We start from the raw sequence: 1,530 nt of genomic DNA, 5'->3' as shown, positions 1-1,530 counted from the left end.
AGGGCCGCAGCATCGCCCCGCTCATCACCCGCCTGAACACCATCCGCCGCCGCCACCCCGCGCTCCAGCGCCTGCGCAACCTCCACTTCCACCACGCGGACCAGGACGCGGTGCTCGTCTATTCCAAGCGCACGGGGACGGATACGGTCCTCGTGGTCGTCAACCTCGACCCGCACCACACCCAGGAGGCCACGGTCTCGTTGGACATGCCGCGACTCGGCCTGGACCGGCACGAGTCCGTGCCGGTGCGCGACGAGCTCACCGGCGAGACCTACCACTGGGGCAGGGCCAACTACGTGCGCCTCGAACCTGGTCACAGGCCCGCGCATGTCTTCACCGTCCTGCGACCGTCCAACCCGCAGATCGGAGGGTCACCCACGATATGACCGTCAACGAGCCTGTTCCGGACACCTTCGAGGACACACCCGCGGGAGACCGGGACCCGGATTGGTTCAAACGCGCCGTCTTCTACGAGGTCCTGGTCCGCTCCTTCCAGGACAGCAACGGCGACGGTGTCGGCGACCTGAAGGGCCTGACCGCCAAGCTCGACTATCTCCAGTGGCTCGGCGTGGACTGCCTGTGGCTGCCCCCGTTCTTCAAGTCCCCGCTCAGGGACGGCGGTTACGACGTCTCCGACTACACCGCCGTCCTCCCCGAGTTCGGCGACCTCGCCGACTTCGTGGAGTTCGTGGACGCCGCCCACCAGCGCGGCATGCGGGTGATCATCGACTTCGTCATGAACCACACCAGCGACCAGCACCCGTGGTTCCAGGAGTCGCGGCGGGACCCGCACGGGCCGTACGGGGAGTACTACGTCTGGGCCGACGACGACAAGCAGTACCAGGACGCCCGGATCATCTTCGTCGACACCGAGGTCTCCAACTGGACGTACGACCCGGTGCGCAAGCAGTACTACTGGCACCGCTTCTTCTCGCACCAGCCCGACCTGAACTACGAGAACCCGGCCGTCCAGGAGGAGATCCTCTCCGCGCTCAGGTTCTGGCTGGATCTCGGCATCGACGGGTTCCGGCTGGACGCGGTGCCGTACCTGTACCAGCGGGAGGGCACCAACTGCGAGAACCTGCCCGCCACCCACGAGTTCCTGAAGCGGGTCCGCAAGGAGATCGACGCCCAGTACCCCGACAAGGTGCTGCTGGCGGAGGCCAACCAGTGGCCCGAGGACGTGGTCGACTACTTCGGCGACTACTCCGTGGGCGGCGACGAGTGCCACATGGCCTTCCACTTCCCCGTCATGCCCCGCATCTTCATGGCCGTACGCCGCGAGTCCCGCTACCCGGTCTCCGAGATCCTCGCCAAGACCCCCGCGATCCCCTCCACCTGCCAGTGGGGCATCTTCCTGCGCAACCACGACGAGCTGACCCTCGAAATGGTCACCGACGAGGAACGCGACTACATGTGGGCCGAGTACGCCAAAGACCCCCGCATGCGCGCCAACATCGGCATCCGCCGCCGCCTCGCCCCCCTGCTCGACAACGACCGCAACCAGATCGAGCTGTTCACCGCCCTGCT

At 66.7% G+C, this 1,530-nt stretch carries 2 protein-coding genes; both read left to right on the top strand.

The genetic code is table 11. From position 1 onward, the window contains the following. Positions 1-386, top strand: a 386-nt coding sequence (locus ACZ4W9_RS40280) for an alpha-glucosidase C-terminal domain-containing protein (RefSeq protein WP_467944218.1), incomplete at its 5' end; no start/stop codon positions are given. Continuing rightward, positions 383-1,530 (top strand): maltose alpha-D-glucosyltransferase (treS, locus tag ACZ4W9_RS40275; RefSeq protein ID WP_467944217.1); only part of this gene is annotated, 1,148 nt, incomplete at its 3' end. The genes ACZ4W9_RS40280 and treS, both read left to right, overlap by 4 nt.

The sequence above is a fragment of the Streptomyces sp. NPDC029296 genome (assembly GCF_055569255.1).
This window is presented reverse-complemented; position numbering and strand designations above follow the sequence as displayed.